The 16,967-nt window shown below is 60.6% G+C and carries 14 protein-coding genes; 9 read left to right on the top strand and 5 right to left on the bottom strand.

Annotated features, from left to right (window positions below; genetic code table 11):
• Positions 1-5: 5 nt before the first annotated feature.
• Positions 6-596: a hypothetical protein gene (locus tag NKH04_RS16360; RefSeq protein ID WP_353044569.1), complete on the bottom strand. Its 591-nt coding sequence runs from the start codon at positions 594-596 to the stop codon at positions 6-8.
• A 386-nt stretch (positions 597-982) separates the two neighbouring features.
• Here NKH04_RS16360 and NKH04_RS16365 point away from each other — a divergent pair, with 386 nt between their 5' ends.
• The 7 genes from NKH04_RS16365 (at position 983) to NKH04_RS16395 (ending at position 10,376) form a co-directional block, all read left to right on the top strand.
• On the top strand, positions 983-2,365 hold the full coding sequence (locus NKH04_RS16365; RefSeq protein ID WP_353044570.1) for a TackOD1 domain-containing metal-binding protein: 1,383 nt from the start codon (positions 983-985) through the stop codon (positions 2,363-2,365).
• Positions 2,362-3,636 (top strand): glycosyltransferase family 2 protein, encoded by a 1,275-nt coding sequence (locus NKH04_RS16370; RefSeq protein ID WP_353044571.1) that lies wholly within the window; start codon positions 2,362-2,364, stop codon positions 3,634-3,636. The genes NKH04_RS16365 and NKH04_RS16370 overlap by 4 nt, the downstream gene beginning before the upstream one ends.
• Positions 3,567-4,661 (top strand): HlyD family secretion protein, encoded by a 1,095-nt coding sequence (locus NKH04_RS16375; protein WP_353044572.1) that lies wholly within the window; start codon positions 3,567-3,569, stop codon positions 4,659-4,661. The genes NKH04_RS16370 and NKH04_RS16375 overlap by 70 nt, the downstream gene beginning before the upstream one ends.
• Positions 4,662-5,006: 345 nt before the next feature.
• Positions 5,007-5,636, top strand: coding sequence for an ATP-dependent Clp protease proteolytic subunit (locus NKH04_RS16380; RefSeq protein WP_023674655.1), 630 nt, complete (start codon positions 5,007-5,009; stop codon positions 5,634-5,636).
• Positions 5,637-5,940: 304 nt separating this feature from the next.
• The gene (clpX, locus tag NKH04_RS16385; RefSeq protein ID WP_006332719.1) at positions 5,941-7,215 is read left to right on the top strand and encodes an ATP-dependent Clp protease ATP-binding subunit ClpX; all 1,275 of its coding nucleotides are present in this window, start codon (positions 5,941-5,943) and stop codon (positions 7,213-7,215) included.
• 280 nt (positions 7,216-7,495) lie between these two features.
• Entirely contained in the window at positions 7,496-9,907 is a 2,412-nt protein-coding gene (gene lon / locus NKH04_RS16390; RefSeq protein ID WP_352501552.1) for an endopeptidase La, read from the top strand.
• 196 nt (positions 9,908-10,103) lie between these two features.
• On the top strand, positions 10,104-10,376 hold the full coding sequence (locus tag NKH04_RS16395; protein WP_006201846.1) for an HU family DNA-binding protein: 273 nt from the start codon (positions 10,104-10,106) through the stop codon (positions 10,374-10,376).
• Positions 10,377-10,450: 74 nt separating this feature from the next.
• On the opposite strand, the gene NKH04_RS16400 is transcribed toward NKH04_RS16395, so the two are convergent.
• A complete protein-coding gene (locus NKH04_RS16400) occupies positions 10,451-11,473 on the bottom strand; it encodes an aldo/keto reductase (RefSeq protein ID WP_353044573.1) in 1,023 nt (340 codons plus the stop codon).
• A gap of 184 nt (positions 11,474-11,657) precedes the next feature.
• Here NKH04_RS16400 and hxlB point away from each other — a divergent pair, with 184 nt between their 5' ends.
• A complete protein-coding gene (gene hxlB, locus NKH04_RS16405; protein WP_353044574.1) occupies positions 11,658-12,224 on the top strand; it encodes a 6-phospho-3-hexuloisomerase in 567 nt (188 codons plus the stop codon).
• Positions 12,225-12,229: 5 nt separating this feature from the next.
• Positions 12,230-12,973, top strand: a complete 744-nt coding sequence (locus NKH04_RS16410; RefSeq protein ID WP_353044575.1) for a creatininase family protein — start codon at positions 12,230-12,232, stop codon at positions 12,971-12,973.
• Positions 12,974-13,017: 44 nt separating this feature from the next.
• Here the strand turns inward: NKH04_RS16410 and NKH04_RS16415 are convergent, their stop codons facing one another.
• The 3 genes from NKH04_RS16415 to NKH04_RS16425 all read right to left on the bottom strand — a co-directional run bounded on the left by NKH04_RS16415 (position 13,018) and on the right by NKH04_RS16425 (position 16,863).
• Positions 13,018-13,935: a carbohydrate ABC transporter permease gene (locus tag NKH04_RS16415; RefSeq protein WP_352575954.1), complete on the bottom strand. Its 918-nt coding sequence runs from the start codon at positions 13,933-13,935 to the stop codon at positions 13,018-13,020.
• A gap of 13 nt (positions 13,936-13,948) precedes the next feature.
• Positions 13,949-15,070: a carbohydrate ABC transporter permease gene (locus NKH04_RS16420; protein WP_352456633.1), complete on the bottom strand. Its 1,122-nt coding sequence runs from the start codon at positions 15,068-15,070 to the stop codon at positions 13,949-13,951.
• Positions 15,071-15,198: 128 nt separating this feature from the next.
• Positions 15,199-16,863, bottom strand: a complete 1,665-nt coding sequence (locus tag NKH04_RS16425; RefSeq protein WP_023674663.1) for an ABC transporter substrate-binding protein — start codon at positions 16,861-16,863, stop codon at positions 15,199-15,201.
• Positions 16,864-16,967 lie beyond the last annotated feature (104 nt).

Genomic DNA, 16,967 nt, shown 5'->3' on the forward strand with positions numbered 1-16,967 from the left:
GGCTGCTAGTACCGGCAGTGGCGTGGGATGTGCACGCGCCGCCAGCTGGATGAGCCCTCCCTGACCACCACGCGGCGAGCCACTGTCTGATAAGACGCCGGAATGTCGACGATGCGCCGTTGCTCCGGCCGCACGAGAACCTCTTCGGCGACGCTCTCGTATTCGGCGGGCAGGACAACGCGCCGCCGGCGTTCCGGCTCAATCACGACGATCTCGGCCACGCGTTCATAGCGCGCCTTGTGCCTGACCTTGCACAGCACCTTGCGGCCATTGATGATGCGCCATTCCCAGGAATAGCCGTCGTCATCGACCCTCACGGACCGGTAGATGGTGCGGGTGATGGCGGGCACGATCTCGTAGCTGACGCGCGCCGGCGCGATCTGCACCACGCGCTCGCGCGTCCCGTAGATCGGCGCTTCATACTGCACCTGCTGGCCGGCTGGGCTGACGAGCACATCCTCGTAGACGGTGTCGTAGACGGCCGGCCGATTGACCTGCTCGTAGCATTCGACCGCGCGTCCGCCGGCCGCCGTTTCCGACATTGTGCCGAGCATGGTCAGGCCGGCAATGGCGAAGGAAGAAGCTTTCCTGGTCATGGAACTCCCCCTGTTTGAACCGCATGAAGCGGGTTCAACGGTGAACTGTAGGGAAAGCCATGTCGTGGAAAAGGCCATTCATCAAACTTCGTTAATTCGACTACCTGAGTCCGACAGACAAATTCTTGCTGTCGGTTAAGCATCCGCTAACAATCAACGAATAACATTTGACGTATTCGAGTTGATTGACTTGGTCGCTGGTCAGGAACGTCGTGGGGGGACGTAGCTGGCCATCCGGTGTCGCATGCGATCCCGCGTTTTCCGCATATCTCGTCCTGCAATAATCCTTTCAGTAAATGTGACGTTGCCCTTGGATCCTCCACCCAGGCTGCAAGTCGTACCTGTGGCGGCGTTCCTTTGCGAGCGCCGGGCAAATGGAGGCCGACATGCCCGCAGAACTTGTTGCGAAATCCGTTGTGCAACTGCCGGCACCGACGGCTTCCACCGCAAGCCATGAACTCACCGACCTTTGCCTGGCACTCTGGGCCAGAATGGGATTGTCCTGGAAGCCTGCCGTCGAATGGTTCCCACGCGTGGTCGTTCTGCATTCGGCGATCTACCGCACGATGTTCGACTCCTCGTCGGAAGGGGACATCGATGCCGTTCTTCTGGCCGATGAGCGGCGTAACTCGCCGCTGGACAACCTGCGTGACCACATTCCGCTGGCGATGGTGCCTGTCATCGATCTGGGCGGCCGTGCCGGCCGGTTCGCGGATGTACATTTCGATCTGATGCAGCAAACGACTTGGGCGGAGACGGCAAAATGCATACTCGATTTTCGCCGCCGCCGCGAACAGCTTGCCGCGCACATCCGTTCTACAAATACGCCCGAAACGCGCTTTCTTGCGCATGCCTTCGTCGCCGGCAGAAGCATCGAAGCCAAGCGCTATCCGATGACGTCGGCCTCCATAAGCTATCCGGGCTTTCCGTCGGCGGCCAAGACGATCCCGATCGCCGAAGATCTCTCCCATCGCGGACTTCTGCTTAAGACCTTCTTCGACCGCGTGCATGAGTGCGGCGCCTGCGGGTCGCGGCGGCTTACCGTTCGCGAGGAATGTCCCTCCTGCCGTTCGGCCGATATGTTCGAGGCCGAGCTTATTCATCATTATCGTTGCGCGGCTCTTCGTCCTGAAGGCGATTTTCGGCAGGGAAGCGCACTGGTCTGCCCCAAATGCAGCCAGCAATTGCGTCACTATGGAAAGGACTATGACAGGCCCGGCCACTCGCAAATCTGCAGGAGGTGCAAGGATTCGACATCGGAGCCGGCTGTTGGATTCGTCTGCCAGGATTGTGATGCGCGGGCTGATGGCGACAGCGTTAAACGTATCGACCTTTTTTCCTACGCACTCACGGATCAGGCGCTGTCTCTGCTCACCAGTCCGGAGAAAAAGCTGCCAACGTCCTTGTTGGGGTTGCCGCCGTCCCTGGTTCAGGAACTCGACCGCGCACGCATGACCGGAGCGAAGGGCCCGCCGTTGGCGGTCACGGAATTGCGTTACGGAGCACGAGAGTCGCTCATAAAATCAAAGGGCCAGGACGTCTTTGAGAAACTGCGCCGTCTCTTCATCGAAAACCTGAGCAATTACCTTGCGGAGACAGGATCGGTGCACAAAGGCGCCGCCGCCGACTATTTCATCATGACGGCGAAGGGCGACGAAACATTGTCGGAGCAGATATCGGCAATGCTTTCAATCTGCGAGGCGTCTTTGGGCGAAAAGCTTGATCCTCGCCCTCGGGTGGCGACCAAAACGGGGCAAGCCTCGCGTTGAATGATCTCGAACTCGGATTTGCATTCCTGCTAGCTCAATCGACGGCGAGCCTGGCCTCCATCTTCTGGTACACGCTGGTCTTTGAGTTCCCCCGTTACATCATTCCGTTCGTCGCGGCCGCTGTGACCATGCGTTCGCGTGATGCCGCGGGTTCGATTGAGCATGAGCGACCATTACGGCCCAATGTAAGCATCATTCTGGTTGGCCATAATGAGGCTGAGTCCATCGAAACCTGCGTCCGCTCGTTGCGGGAACAGTCTTTCAATGACTTCGAAGTTGTCATTGTCAGTGATGGTTCGACCGATCGGATGAGCAGGGTCTCGCAAGCTCTGGTCAAGAAAGGTTATGCCTCGCGCATCATTTCGACGGATCTGAGGGGCGGCAAGGCGAGCGGGATCAATCTGGCGTGCCGCGTAGCCAAAGGCGCCATACTGATCAATGTCGATTGCGACTGTTCGTTTGATCGGTACGCGATCGAAAATATTCTCGGCCCCTTTTCGGATCCAGCGGTTGGAGCGGCATGCGGCGATATTGCACCGCGCAACGGCCACGCGAGTATCGTCGCCCAGTTTCAGGAGATCGAATATTTGCAGTCGATTTCGGTCGGAAAGCGTATTGCTGGAGCTCTCGATCAGGTCGTTTGCATTTCGGGAGCGTTCAGCGCCTTCAGGCGCAAAGCCCTTTTGGGGGTTGGGGGGTTCGACGTAGGCGGTGGCGAGGATCTGGATGTCACGCTGAGATTGCGACGGGCGGGCTGGCGCATGGCCTATGTACCGGATGCGATCTGCTATACGGACGTCCCGATAACCGCATACCAATATATCCGCCAGCGATTGCGCTGGGAACGCGATGCCATTTGGCTACGCTTTCGCAAACACTACCGCCTGTTTCGTGTCTCGGACTCGGGTTTCCGGCTTCCGGAGGCCCTACACCAATGGGATTTCCTCCTTTTCAACGTCGTTGGTGCCGCGATATTCCCGCTCTATCTCGTCTGGCTTGCCCTCCAGTACGGCTCTTTCACCCCCGCGATCCTCATCGGCATGCAGTGCGGCCTCCTGGTTCTCGACGTGTTTGTGCTGGCGCTGGCCAGTTGGACCACCGAGCGGCAGGGGTTCTGGCGAAGCATATGGTTCCTGCCCGGCTACTCCCTGTTCATGACCTATGTGATGAGACCCGTTCGATTGATCGCCTATATCGATGAATGGGTGTTCTCAGGTTCACATCGCGACAACTACACGCCGATCAAAGTTCGGCTAGAGCGGCCCTGGTAGAGAACGAGCTTCAGATGAAATACATTCGAAAACACGTCCGAGTGGACAATCTGGGAAAACAGCAGCGCGCGAGTGTGGGAAGTTGGGGTCGCATGGTTTACCTCGCTCTCCTCGGTTTGTTTTCCTCTTCGATCGTCTACTACCTCATTGGTGATGCGGTCGTCTTGTCAGCGGACGGTATTGTCCTGAAGGATCGGTATGCCGTCGATGCCGCCTATCCGGCCAAGGTAACGCATGTCTTTGTCAAGGCGGGAGACCAGGTCGAGCCCGGTACATTGCTCGTCGAGCTTGAATCGTTCGACATGGTCAAGGAGATCGCCGAGCTGCTGTTGCGACAGGGTGAACTCGCCGTTCGCGAGGGCCAGCTCCACAGCCGACACGAAGCGATCCAGTCCGTGATGCCGCTGGCCGAGCGGACAGCGCGTGAAACCAGGACGACACTTGCGAGAATCGACACCATCGTCACGGCAGGCATCGTCTCGACTTCGACGAAGGACGAAGCCGTTCGTGGCAGCTTCCAGGCCGCCGAACATCTGGCTGATCTGACCGGTCAATTGCAAGCGACCAAATCCGAACTCGCCCTGGTGGCGCAATTCCGTGCGAGATCGGGCGAGGCTATGGATGAGGTAAAGGCCATATATGACGGCGGAAACATCCGCTCGGTCACGGAGGGGGTCGTTGGCGCCAAGGTGCCGGTCCCTGGCCAGGTGCTGCGGTTCGGCGATCCGCTTCTACAGATCGACGGCGGCAAGTCCTACGTCCTCGCCTATCTGCCGAACAACTATCTGTTTTCGCTGCGCGAAGGAATGGCGATCGACGTGGGTAACGGAACCGAGCGTGCAAGAGGAACAGTCGAAAAGATTCTGTCGGTCGCCGACGCGTTGCCGGACGAGTTTCAGAACATGTTCCGGCCCCGCGACAGGTCAAGGCTGATCCGTATCGCACTCGATGAGTCGAATTCCTTCGCGGTCTCGCAAAAAGTATCAGTGAGTGGTTGCGCGTTCGGCTTCTGTTGGGCCAGGTAATGCCTGCTTAATCCTGCGGAGGCAGCTACTTAGCCGTCCTGGGAACGCAATCAATCTTCCTGGCCCGATACGACGTTCCAGGCCCTTCGCGTTGTGAGCGACGCCAGTGCCACCATGGCCGCGCGAAACCGTGGGATCAAAGGGGTGAAGTCAATCCACCAGGATCCGTGCCGCGTCCTCCGGGCACCGTCCGGCAAGCTTGATTCGTTTTAACCAAGTGGCTAGGAGAGGCGGCCTTGCGCTAGGGTGAGCCGGCATCCTATTTACACAATAACGATCCAGAACCGATTCTGCCCGATTGCAAATCTCCGGCGCCGGAATCCCATCCTCAAAAAGGGATAGTCCATGAAGAACCCCGTCGAAACCTACATGAACCTCGTTCCGATGGTGGTCGAACAGACCAATCGCGGCGAGCGGGCCTACGACATTTTCTCGCGGCTCCTCAAGGAGCGCATCATTTTCATCACCGGCCCGGTCGAGGATGGCATGGCGACGCTGGTCTGCGCGCAGCTGCTGTTCCTCGAGGCGGAGAATCCGAAGAAAGAAATCAACCTCTATATCAACTCGCCCGGCGGCGTCGTCACCTCCGGCATGGCGATCTACGACACCATGCAGTTCATCAAGCCTGCGGTGTCGACGCTCTGCATCGGTCAGGCCGCCTCGATGGGCTCGCTGCTCTTGACGGCGGGCCACAAGGATATGCGCTTTGCCACGCCGAACGCCCGCATCATGGTCCACCAGCCTTCCGGCGGTTTCCAGGGCCAGGCTTCCGACATCGAGCGCCATGCCCAGGACATCATCAAGCTGAAGCGCCGCCTCAACGAGGTTTACGTCAAGCACACCGGCAAGAGTTATGATGAGATTGAAAAAACGCTCGACCGTGACCATTTCATGACTGCCGACGAGGCCAGGGATTTCGGCCTCATCGACAAGGTCATTTCGTCACGTGAGCCGGTCGAAGGTATTGCCTTATAGGCCCGCGGTGGCCCCGCGGTGGCAATGAGTGGCGGGATCACGCGCTTTTGGCGCAGCTTGCGGCATTTCGGCCACAATTGGCTGTTCCCTCGACGGGTGCAATTGCCTACGTTAAGGCTATGTTGATTTTCGACGGCTTAGCTTTGCGTGGGGTTGTTCGAATCATTGCCCCGTTTTCCGATTTGTGTTTCGTACGGAATGCGTTGCGGGAGCCGGGGCACTGGCGGCGGCGGATTCCCGCGATAGATTGAATATGCGCCCTTTCAACCAGACCATCGGCGGGCGGCCATGAAAGGACATGAAAATGAGCAAGGTCGGCAACAACAGCGGTGATTCCAAGAACACGCTTTATTGCTCGTTTTGCGGCAAAAGCCAGCACGAAGTGCGCAAGCTGATCGCCGGGCCGACGGTGTTCATCTGCGACGAATGCGTCGAGCTGTGCATGGACATCATCCGCGAGGAGAACAAGACCTCGATGGTGAAGTCGCGCGAGGGCGTGCCGACCCCGCAGGAAATCCTCAAGGTTCTCGACGACTACGTCATCGGCCAGCCTTACGCCAAGCGCGTGCTGTCGGTGGCCGTCCACAACCACTACAAGCGCCTCGCCCATGCCGGCAAGAACAACGACGTCGAGCTGGCGAAGTCGAACATCCTGCTGATCGGCCCGACCGGCTGCGGCAAGACGTTGCTGGCGCAGACTCTGGCCCGCATCATCGACGTCCCCTTCACCATGGCCGACGCGACGACGTTGACCGAGGCCGGCTATGTTGGCGAGGATGTCGAGAACATCATCCTGAAGCTGTTGCAGTCGGCCGACTACAATGTCGAGCGCGCCCAGCGCGGCATCGTCTATATCGACGAGATCGACAAGATCTCGCGCAAGTCGGACAATCCCTCGATTACCCGCGACGTCTCGGGCGAGGGCGTGCAGCAGGCACTTTTGAAGATTATGGAAGGCACCGTCGCCTCCGTGCCGCCGCAGGGCGGCAGGAAGCATCCGCAGCAGGAATTCCTGCAGGTCGATACCGCCAACATCCTGTTCATCTGCGGCGGCGCTTTCGCCGGCCTGGACAAGATCATCTCCGATCGCGGCAGGAAGACCTCGATCGGATTCGGCGCCATCGTCGCTTCGCCCGAGGATCGCCGCACCGGCGATGTTTTCCGCCTGGTCGAGCCTGAGGATCTGTTGAAGTTCGGCCTCATTCCCGAGTTCGTCGGCCGTCTGCCTGTCCTGGCGACGCTGGAGGATCTCGACGAGCCGGCGCTGATCCAGATCCTGACCGAGCCGAAGAACGCGCTGGTCAAGCAGTATCAGCGGCTGTTCGAGATGGAGAATGTCGACCTGACCTTCCATGAGAACGCGCTGTCGGCGATCGCCAAGCGCGCCATCGAGCGCAAGACCGGCGCACGCGGCCTGCGTTCGATCATGGAAGCGATCCTGCTCGACACCATGTTCGAGCTGCCGGCACTGGAAGGCGTGCGCGAAGTGGTTATTTCGGAAGAGGTGGTGTCAGGCAACGCCAGGCCGCTCTACATCTATTCCGAGCAGAAGGAAAAGAAGGGCAACGTCAGCGCCTGACGTGAGCCGGCAATGGATTTTTCTGAAACGGCGCCGCAGGGCGCCGTTTTGCTTTCGCACACCGCGTACGGCGCCGCGTAGTGGCTGCGGATTGGAGGGACGGACCGTGTTGACCCTTGATCTTTACCCCCTGTGCCTCCAACTAAAGGCGGAAGGCCGTGGTGCCGAATTCTGTGCTGTAAAACTCCCGTCACAAACGGTGGTAGGCGGAACGATCCCCGGTCGTTAATATGAGATTCGCGGTTGGCCGATTGGCGGCCGCGACATGAAAGGTTGGACAATGGCCAAATTATCCAAGGCTCCCAGCGACGGCGTCTTCGCAGTCCTCCCACTGCGCGACATCGTGGTGTTCCCGCACATGATCGTTCCGCTCTTCGTCGGGCGTGAAAAGTCGATCAAGGCGCTGGAAGAAGTGATGGGTCAGGAAAAGCAGATCCTGCTCGCGACCCAGATGAATGCCGCCGACGACGATCCGGAGCCCGATGCCATCTTTGACATCGGCACGCTCGCCAATGTGCTGCAATTGCTGAAACTGCCGGACGGCACCGTGAAGGTGCTGGTCGAAGGTGCCTCGCGCGCGAAAATCGTCGCGTTCACCGACCGTCCCGACTTCCATGAGGCCCGTGCTGCGGCGCTGGTCGAACCGGAGGAGGAAGAGGTCGAGGTCGAGGCGCTGGCACGTTCCGTGGTCACCGACTTCGAGAACTACGTCAAGCTGAACAAGAAGATCTCGCCCGAAGTGGTGGGTGCTGCCAGCCAGATCGACGACTATTCCAAGCTCGCCGACACGGTCGCCTCGCATCTTGCCATCAAGATCCCCGAGAAGCAGGAGATGCTCGCCACGCTGTCCGTCAAGGAACGGCTGGAAAAGGCGATGGGCTTCATGGAAGCCGAAATCTCGGTGCTCCAGGTGGAGAAGCGCATCCGCTCGCGCGTCAAGCGCCAGATGGAGAAGACGCAGCGCGAATACTACCTCAACGAGCAGATGAAGGCGATCCAGAAGGAGCTCGGCGAGGGCGAGGACGGCCGCGACGAGGCCGCCGAGATCGAGGCGCGGATCAAGAAGACCAAGCTCTCCAAGGAGGCCCGCGAAAAGGCGGAAGCCGAGCTGAAGAAGCTGCGGACGATGTCTCCGATGTCGGCTGAATCGACCGTCGTGCGCAACTATCTCGACTGGCTGCTGTCGATCCCGTGGGGCAGGAACTCCAAGGTCAAGCAGGACCTGGCCTTTGCCCAGAATGTGCTCGATACCGATCATTTCGGCCTCGACAAGGTCAAGGACCGCATCGTCGAATACCTCGCTGTGCAGAGCCGCCAGAAGAAGCTGAAGGGGCCGATCCTGTGCCTCGTCGGACCTCCCGGCGTGGGCAAGACCTCGCTCGGCAAGTCGATCGCCAAGGCGACCGGCCGTGAGTTCATCCGCATGGCGCTGGGCGGCGTGCGTGACGAGGCCGAGATCCGTGGTCACCGGCGCACCTACATCGGCTCGATGCCTGGCAAGGTCATTCAGTCGATGAAGAAGGCGAAGAAATCCAACCCGCTCTTCCTGCTCGACGAGATCGACAAGATGGGCCAGGATTTCCGCGGCGATCCGTCATCGGCTTTGCTCGAGGTGCTCGATCCCGAGCAGAACTCGACGTTCATGGACCATTACCTCGAGGTCGAATACGACCTGTCGAGCGTGATGTTCGTGACGACGGCGAACACGCTGAACATCCCTGCGCCCTTGATGGACCGTATGGAGATCATCCGTATCGCCGGCTACACCGAGGACGAGAAGATCGAGATCGCCAAGCGTCACCTGATGCCCAAGGTGATCCGCGACCACGCGTTGCAGCCGAAGGAGTTCTCCGTCGGCGAGGACGCGATCCGCGGCATCATCCAGACCTACACCCGTGAAGCGGGCGTCAGGAGCCTGGAGCGCGAGCTGATGAAGCTCGGGCGCAAGGCGGTGACCGAGATCCTGAAGACGAAGAAGAAGACGATCAACATCACGGCGGACAATCTTGCCGATTACCTTGGTGTTCCGCGCTTCCGCTTCGGCCAGGTCGAGAGCGACGATCAGGTCGGCGTGGTCACCGGGCTCGCCTGGACGGAAGTCGGCGGCGAGCTGTTGACGGTGGAAGGCGTCATGATGCCCGGCAAAGGCCGCATGACCGTGACCGGCAATCTGCGCGATGTGATGAAGGAATCGATCTCTGCGGCGGCCTCTTACGTCCGCTCGCGGGCCATCGATTTCGGCGTCGAGCCGCCACTGTTCGACAAGCGCGATATCCACGTCCACGTGCCAGAGGGTGCAACCCCGAAGGACGGACCGTCGGCTGGCGTGGCGATGGCGACGGCGATCGTCTCGGTGCTGACCGGTATCCCGGTCAGGGCCGATGTGGCGATGACCGGCGAGATCACGCTGCGCGGCAGGGTGCTGCCGATCGGCGGCCTTAAGGAAAAGCTGCTTGCCGCACTTCGCGGCGGCATCAAGAAGGTGCTGATCCCGGAAGAGAACGCCAAGGATCTGGCGGAGATTCCGGAGAACGTGAAGAGCGGCATGGAGATCATTCCGGTCTCACGGGTTGGCGAAGTGTTGCGCCATGCGCTGGTGCGCATGCCGGAACCGATCCAGTGGGTCGAACCCGTCAATGCGCCGGCCGTGGTCGATGTCGGAGACGAGGCTGGTAAATCGCTGGCGCATTAGTGCTTGCTAAAGTTGCAATGCACAAAGAGAGAGCCGGGCCTTGAGCCCGGCTTTTTCATGTGAAGAACCGCGGATTTCCGGGCTTTTTTCGACTTTCCTGGCGCTTTTCGACTTGGTTGCCGGAGCGCTTCTTTCTAAAGTCCGTTTCCTGCCGGATGAGTCGAGTGTTCCGGTTTTCTCATGGAAGGGAATTTTTATGAACAAGAACGAACTGGTGTCCGCTGTCGCCGATGCCGCGAGTATTTCGAAGGGTGACGCGCAGTCGGCGGTTGATGCGGTGTTTTCCGTGATCACCGGCGAACTGAAAAAGGGCGGCGATGTCCGGCTTGTCGGCTTCGGAAATTTCACCGTGTCAAAACGCGCCGCGTCGACCGGCCGCAATCCGCAGACCGGTGCGGAAGTGAAGATCCCGGCGCGCACCGTGCCGAAGTTCTCGGCCGGCAAGGGCCTCAAGGACGCGGTCAACTAGGCGCCTCCTTAAGTCTTTCAGAGAAAAGAAAAGCCGGCATATCCGGTTTTTCTTTTCTGTTGGAAAAGGCGGCGCTATGCCGTAGGCGCGTCCGTGCGCATCAAGCCTTCTTTCTTGAGATCGGTCCACAGCGCCGATGGCAGCTTTGCGTCGAGCAGGGAGCGATTGCTTTCGACTTCGCCCGGCCGCTGGCCGCCGGGGATTACCGAGACGACGGAAGGATGCAGCAGCGGGAACTGCAGCGCCGCCTCGATCAGGCGCACGCCGTGGCGTTTGCAGACGGCCTCGATGCGGGTGACGCGGTCGATGATGTCCTGCGGCGCCTCCGAATAATTGTAGTAGGCGCCGGGCTTCGGCCCGGTTGCCAGGATGCCGGAATTGTAAGGCCCGCCGAGAACGATGCCGATGCCGCGTTGCTGGCATAGCGGCAGGAAAGACTGCAGCGCTTCCTGCTCCAGCAGCGTGTAACGCCCGGCAAGCAGGAACAGATCGAAATCGCCGCGCTCGGCCAGCGTCTGGGCAACCTGCCACTCGTTGATGCCGCCGCCGAATGCCTTGATCACGCCCTGGTCGCGCAATGCCAGCAATCCGTAGTAGCCGGAGCTCATGAATTCCTGGATGCGCTGGTCCGAGGCTTCCTTGCTGCCATGAGTGAAGATGTCGACATCGTGCACGAAGAGGATGTCGATGCGGTCGACGCCGAGCCGTTCCAGCGAGGCTTCGAAGGAGCGCATAACGCCGTCATAGCTGTAATCGTAGACCTCGCGGCGCGACGGCGTGTCGAAGAACTTGCCGATGCCGGTGCGCTGCTCCGGCGGGCAGGCGCGCATTATGCGCCCGACTTTGCTGGACAGCACGTAGTCGTCGCGCTTCTTCGAACGCAGGAACGGATTGAGCCGCGTTTCGGCTAGGCCTAGCCCATAAAGCGGCGCGGTGTCGAAGTAGCGGCAGCCGACCCGCCATGCCGCCTCCAGCGTAGCATTGGCATCCTCGTCGGAGACGGCGCGGTAAAGATTGCCGAGCGGTGCGGTGCCGAAGCCGACCTCGGTGAAGGTGATGCCGCCATTGCCGATGCGGTCGAAATGCCGTGTCTTCATATGTCTTCGTTTCCTCATTCACGATTTGCCGTGACACTATCACGGCTGTAGCGCATCAAAAGCACTGCGTGTCGTTGGACACCGATTTTCGCGGTGATAGCATGAATGAAAACAAGCTGTTCGGGGCAGATGTGACTAAGATATTCAAATGGTTCTCCGGCACCGGCAGGCTGGTGCAAATGTCATGACGGACGCCGGCGAAAACCTGTTTGGGATTGCGCTGAACGAGCTTGGCACCGTGCTGGAGCGTATCGACGCAAGCCGCATCGACGCCGCTTGCGCCATCTTGGCCGGTGCGAAAAAGATCGTCACCTATGGCTGCGGCCGCGAGGCGCTGCAGGTCAAGGGTTTTGCCATGCGGCTCTATCATCTCGGTCTGCCGGTGTCGGTCGTCGGCGACATGACCACGCCGCCGCTGGGCGAGGGCGATGTCTTCCTCGCCAGTTCCGGCCCGGGTGAGGCGTCGACGGTGCTGACCTTGATGCAGGTCGCGCGCGAGGTCGGTGCCACAGTCCTGCTGCTCACCGCGCAAGCCGACAGCACTGCCGCGAAGCTGGCCGACCTCACACTGCTTATCCCGGCTCAGACCATGGCCGACGACCAGGGCCATGAAAAGACATCCGTCCTGCCGATGGGCTCGGTCTTCGAAGGCGCGCTGTTCGTCCTCTTCGAAATGATGGTGTTGAAGCTCAGGGATCTGACCGGCGTCTCGGCGGAAGCGATGCGCGCCCGCCACACCAATATGGAGTAGGTGTCATGCGCTACGAATTGATGCTGCCGCACCAGATCCGCAAGGCGATCGCCGAGAACCGGCCGGTAGTGTTGCCGCTCGGTGTGCTCGAATATCACGGCGAGCACATGGCCGTCGGAATGGACACGCTGGCGGTGGTCAAGAGCCTGGAACTGTTCGAAAAAGAAGCCGAGATCGTCATTCTGCCGCCCTTCTATTACGGCGCGGCGAGCTATGCTGTTGCAGCACCGGAGAGCAGTGGTTCGCTGCAGGTCGGCGGCAATGTGCTGGCGCCATTCGCGGAAGAACTGTTCTATAGCCTGCTGCGCATCGGCTTCCGCAACATCCACGCCATCATTCACCACCAGACCGAAAATTTTGCCGCCGGCATGCCAACCGATCTCGCCTTCAAGGCCGCCGGCCGGCAGGCGATCTTCCGCTTCCTGGAGAAAGAACGTGGCGAAGGCTGGTGGGGCTCTCCGGCGATGGCCGACTATTATGCCGAGCACGCCGAGGGCAGCAATTTCTTCAACTGGGTGCAGGTGCATCCGCTGATGCCGGCTTCAATGCACAGCCGGTACCCGTTCGACCATGCCGGCACCGGCGAGACGTCGCTGATGCTGGCGCTGTGCCCGGAGGCGGTCGATGCCGGCCGCTTCGCCGACAACACCGGCTGGTACACGGCAAGTGCGCCCGAAGCCTCGGCGGAATTGGGGCAAAAAGGGGTTGCCATGATCCTCGAGCATTTGCGGGCAACGCTTTCGGGTTAGCGCGCTTTTCCCTTCTCCCACAACAAGGGGAGAAGCCGGCGCAGTTATTTCACCGCGCCCGCTGTCATGCCCATGATCAGGTAACGCTCGAGCGCGATGCCGATGACGGCGAGCGGTGTGATGGCGGCGGTGGCAAGCGCCGCCATCGACCACCAGTTGATGCCTTGTGAGCCGGTCTGGCTGGCCACCATGACAGGAATGGTCTTTGCGTCGGTCGAGGTCAAAAGCGCGGCGAAGAAATACTCGTTCCAGCACAGCACCATCGCCAGGATGAAGGCGGCGACCATGCCCGGCAGCGCGATCGGCATGACGATGCGCAAGAAGGCGCCCCAGATCGACAGGCCATCGACGAGTGCTGCCTCCTCCAGCTCCACCGGGATGGAGTTGAACTGGTCGCGCATGATCCAGATGACGATCGGCAGCACCATCAGCGTATAGAGCAGGATCAGCCCGACGCGTGTGTCGAGCAGGCCGACCTCCCGGTAAAGCACGAGGAAGGGCAAGGCCAAAACCACCGGCGGCAGGATCAGCTGAGACAGGAAGAAGAAGGAAATATCCTCGTTCCTGAACCAGGCAAACTTGTAACGATAGCGGGTCAGCCCGTAGGCGGCGAGGCTGCCGATGACGATGGCGAGGGTCGACGCACCGACCGAAGTGATGACCGAATTCATGAAACGCTTGATGAATTCGTCGCGCACCGTCGACGTCCGAAAGATCGAGTCCGGCGACAGGCCGAGCGAACGCCAGCCCTTCCAGTCGGGCCGGAAGTCGACGAACGGGATCAGATGGCCCTGGGTGACGTCGACCGCGGTCTTGAACGAAGTGGTTATTGTCCAATAGATCGGGAACAGGCAGATGAAGGCCCAGAAGATGAGCGCGCCGTAGATGAAGACGCGGTTGGCGACGAAGCTCGCCGGCGAGCGAATTTCGGAAGCGGCATAGTCGGTGGTCTGAACGCTCATCTTGCCGGCCCGATCAGTTGACGTTGCGCACGAAGCGGCTGGCGAACTTCAGCAGCCAGGTCACGAACACGATGATGATGATCAAATAGGCCATCGCCAGCATCGTGCCGTAGCCGACGTTCGAACGGTCGCGATATTCGCGGTAGATGAAACTGGACACCGAATCGGTCGCGCCGCCCGGCCCGCCGGAGGTGACGGTGATGATGATATCGGCGAGCTTCAGCTTGAAGATGATGCGCAGGATGACCGCTGTCACCGACACCGGCAGCATCAGCGGGAAGGTGACCTGCCAGAAGGTCTGCCAGGCGGTGGCGCCATCGACACGCGCTGCCTCGAGCACCTCGCGCGACATTGCCTGCAGGCCGGCGAGCAGCATGATCATCATGAACGGGATGAACGTCCACGCGTCGAGCACCATGATCGAGATGCGGGCGGTGATCGGGTTGGAGAAGAAGGCCGGGTTTTCCCAGCCGAGATGCCGCGCCAGCGTCGCGGCGGGCCCGAAGCGGTATTCCATCAGCGACTTGCCGATCATCCACGACACCGCCACCGGCGACAGCATCAGCGGCATGAGAAACACGACGCGGAAGAATTTTCGTGCCCTAATCTGCGCGTTGAGCAGCAGCGCCAGGCCGAAGGCGATGACATATTCGACGAACACCGCCAGCACGTAGAGCACCATGTTGAACAGCGCGTTGCGATAATAGGCGTCGTTCAGCATCTGCCAGAAATTGTCGAGCCCGTTGAACTGCCGTCCGCTGAAGGAACTGAGGTTCCAGTCGGTCAGCGCGATGTAGAAGCCGAACAGCGTCGGGAAGATCACCATGGCAATGGTAAACAGCAGCGCCGGCAGCAGGAACAGCGCGCGCTGGCCGTCCTCGCCGCGCGTCAGCACCTGGCCGATGCCGAGCGCGACACCCCACAGCACGTAGGCGTAGACCACCGGCCGCCAGGTGTCGAAGCCGATGGTGTCGACCTCGCTCTTGTAGAGGATTTGCAGCGCGATCACCGCCAGAAGGCCGAGCGTCGCAGCAGCCATCAGCGCCCAGCCAAGCCGTTTGCGGCTCCGCGGAATCAGGTCGGATGGCACGGCGCCTGCCGGCCATTCACTTGTCGACAAAGTCTGGTCAGCCAGGGTCCGGTCAGCCACGCGTCTTGCCTGTTCACAGGAGGCTCGATGACCGGCCGAGCCGATCGAGGCCGGGCCGGTAAAGCGGATGTCCGGCGGCTGTGCGCCGCCGGACCAGGTTTAACGATCTCAGCCTACATGCCGAGCGATGCCTTGTAGAGCTTGACCTGTTTGTCGCGGCCGATCTGGTCGGTCAGCTTCTCCCAGGCGGCTGCGATGGCGTCGGCGCCTTCCTGCGCCTTCATCTTGCCGGCAAAGGTGTTGGCCAAAATGTCCTCGGCGGCGCTGTAGTACTGGAAGATGCCGGGGATGCGCGGCTCGATCGCCGCGTTTGGATGGTTGTAGCTGTCGGCTTCCGACTTCAGATACGAGGTGATGAACGCCTCGTCGTAGCCCGCCGCCACCCATTCCGGAATGTTGAAATGCGAGTTGCGATAGGGCTGGAAACCCGACGGATAGGCCGCGCACCAGAGCGACAGGTCCTTGCCGCCGAGGTGGGCAGCGGCAGACCATGCCGCCTTCTTCTTCTTTTCGTCGCTGTCGACGCGGGCCATGACGTAAACGCCCCAGCCGAGATAGGCGCAGTTCGGCGCATGGTTCGGGCCGCTGGCGAGCTTGTCCCACTGGCCGGTCTTGGAGTTGTAGACATCGTCCGAGCCCGGCAGGATCGAGAAGCCGGTGATGTCGCCGACGACCGAGGAATCGTTGGTCTTGACGTTCGAACCGACGTCGCCCCACCAGGTAACCATCGAACCGGTGCCTGCCAGGAATTGCTGGAAGGCGGTGGTGTTCGGGTCGGCGTTGATCTGGTCGGCAGGTTCGGAGGGCAGGGCATCGATGACGTCCTGGATCGCCCGCACCCATGCCGGATTGTTAACGCGCGGCTTCATCGTGTCGGCATCAAACAGCCAGGCCTTGTCATCGGGATGCTTGGCGTAGGCGCTGGCGCGGCTGCCGAGGAAATAAAAGCCGAAACCGCCCCAGGGCTTGGGCGCATCGAGATAGCCAAAGACGTCCTGGCCTTTCACCTGCTTGCCCTTGAGGAACTTCGTCACCGCCTGCACCTGCTGCCAGGTCTTCGGCACGCCCCATTCGCCTTCTCCGCCGCCGTCCTTCCAGGCCTTGGCGAGGTCGGCATCGGCAAACACGTCGGTGCGGTAGTTGAAATTATGTGCGTCGCCGTCAACGGTCACGCGATATTGCTTGCCGTCCCATGTGCCCACCGGCGGCTGCAGATAGGCCACGACATCCTTCATGTCGATCTGGTCCTTGACCCAGTCCGGCATCTCGGAGGTGAGACCCTTGCCGCAGACGTCGCCTTCGAACGGTGCCCCCATTTCGATGATGTCAAAATCGACGGTGCCGGTCGCGATCGACTGCTGCAGGCGGGCGTTGTAGTCAGCCTGCGCCAGGTCGATCCAGTTGATCTTGGCGCCGGTATAGGTCTCCCACGGCTTCAGGAAGCCGCGAAACAGCACATTGTGCAGGTTCTGGTTGTTGAGGCCCATGAAGGTGAGTTCGACACCGGCGAATTCGCCTTCCTTGACATTGGCCTTGGTGGCGCCAAGGCAAAGCTCGCCGACCTGCTGGAAGTCGGCATCGGTCGGCTGACCCTTGCCGACACCCGGAATCTGCAGGATCTGCGCACGCAGGTCGTCGGCGGCCGCAGCCGTGCGCGTCAGCGCACCAAGCCCGGCGCTTGAGGCCGCCGCGAGGGCGGCCATGCTGGCCGCTCCCTTCAGCACGTCGCGGCGGGTGGCCCCGGCGCGGACAAGTTGGTTATAAAGGCTGACTTTCATTTCGTTCCTCCCAGAAGGTCAATTGTGAATTGGTTCAGATGGTGGAGCGCCGATTATGTTCCCCAACGACAGCGACTCCGGTAAATAGCGGCCCGAATTCTCCC

The sequence above is a fragment of the Mesorhizobium sp. M1365 genome (assembly GCF_040317865.1).
GTDB lineage: Bacteria > Pseudomonadota > Alphaproteobacteria > Rhizobiales > Rhizobiaceae > Mesorhizobium.

Excerpts from the sequence above, each read along its gene's own strand:
- NKH04_RS16380 (WP_023674655.1), top strand. The coding sequence starts at position 5,007 with ATGAAGAACCCCGTCGAAACCTACATGAACCTCGTTCCGATGGTGGTC.
- NKH04_RS16395 (WP_006201846.1), top strand. The coding sequence starts at position 10,104 with ATGAACAAGAACGAACTGGTGTCCGCTGTCGCCGATGCCGCGAGTATT.
- NKH04_RS16410 (WP_353044575.1), top strand. The coding sequence starts at position 12,230 with ATGCGCTACGAATTGATGCTGCCGCACCAGATCCGCAAGGCGATCGCC.
- NKH04_RS16375 (WP_353044572.1), top strand. The coding sequence starts at position 3,567 with ATGGGTGTTCTCAGGTTCACATCGCGACAACTACACGCCGATCAAAGT.
- NKH04_RS16425 (WP_023674663.1), bottom strand. The coding sequence starts at position 16,863 with ATGAAAGTCAGCCTTTATAACCAACTTGTCCGCGCCGGGGCCACCCGC.
- lon (WP_352501552.1), top strand. The coding sequence starts at position 7,496 with ATGGCCAAATTATCCAAGGCTCCCAGCGACGGCGTCTTCGCAGTCCTC.
- NKH04_RS16360 (WP_353044569.1), bottom strand. The coding sequence starts at position 596 with ATGACCAGGAAAGCTTCTTCCTTCGCCATTGCCGGCCTGACCATGCTC.
- NKH04_RS16400 (WP_353044573.1), bottom strand. The coding sequence starts at position 11,473 with ATGAAGACACGGCATTTCGACCGCATCGGCAATGGCGGCATCACCTTC.
- NKH04_RS16365 (WP_353044570.1), top strand. The coding sequence starts at position 983 with ATGCCCGCAGAACTTGTTGCGAAATCCGTTGTGCAACTGCCGGCACCG.
- clpX (WP_006332719.1), top strand. The coding sequence starts at position 5,941 with ATGAGCAAGGTCGGCAACAACAGCGGTGATTCCAAGAACACGCTTTAT.
- hxlB (WP_353044574.1), top strand. The coding sequence starts at position 11,658 with ATGACGGACGCCGGCGAAAACCTGTTTGGGATTGCGCTGAACGAGCTT.
- NKH04_RS16415 (WP_352575954.1), bottom strand. The coding sequence starts at position 13,935 with ATGAGCGTTCAGACCACCGACTATGCCGCTTCCGAAATTCGCTCGCCG.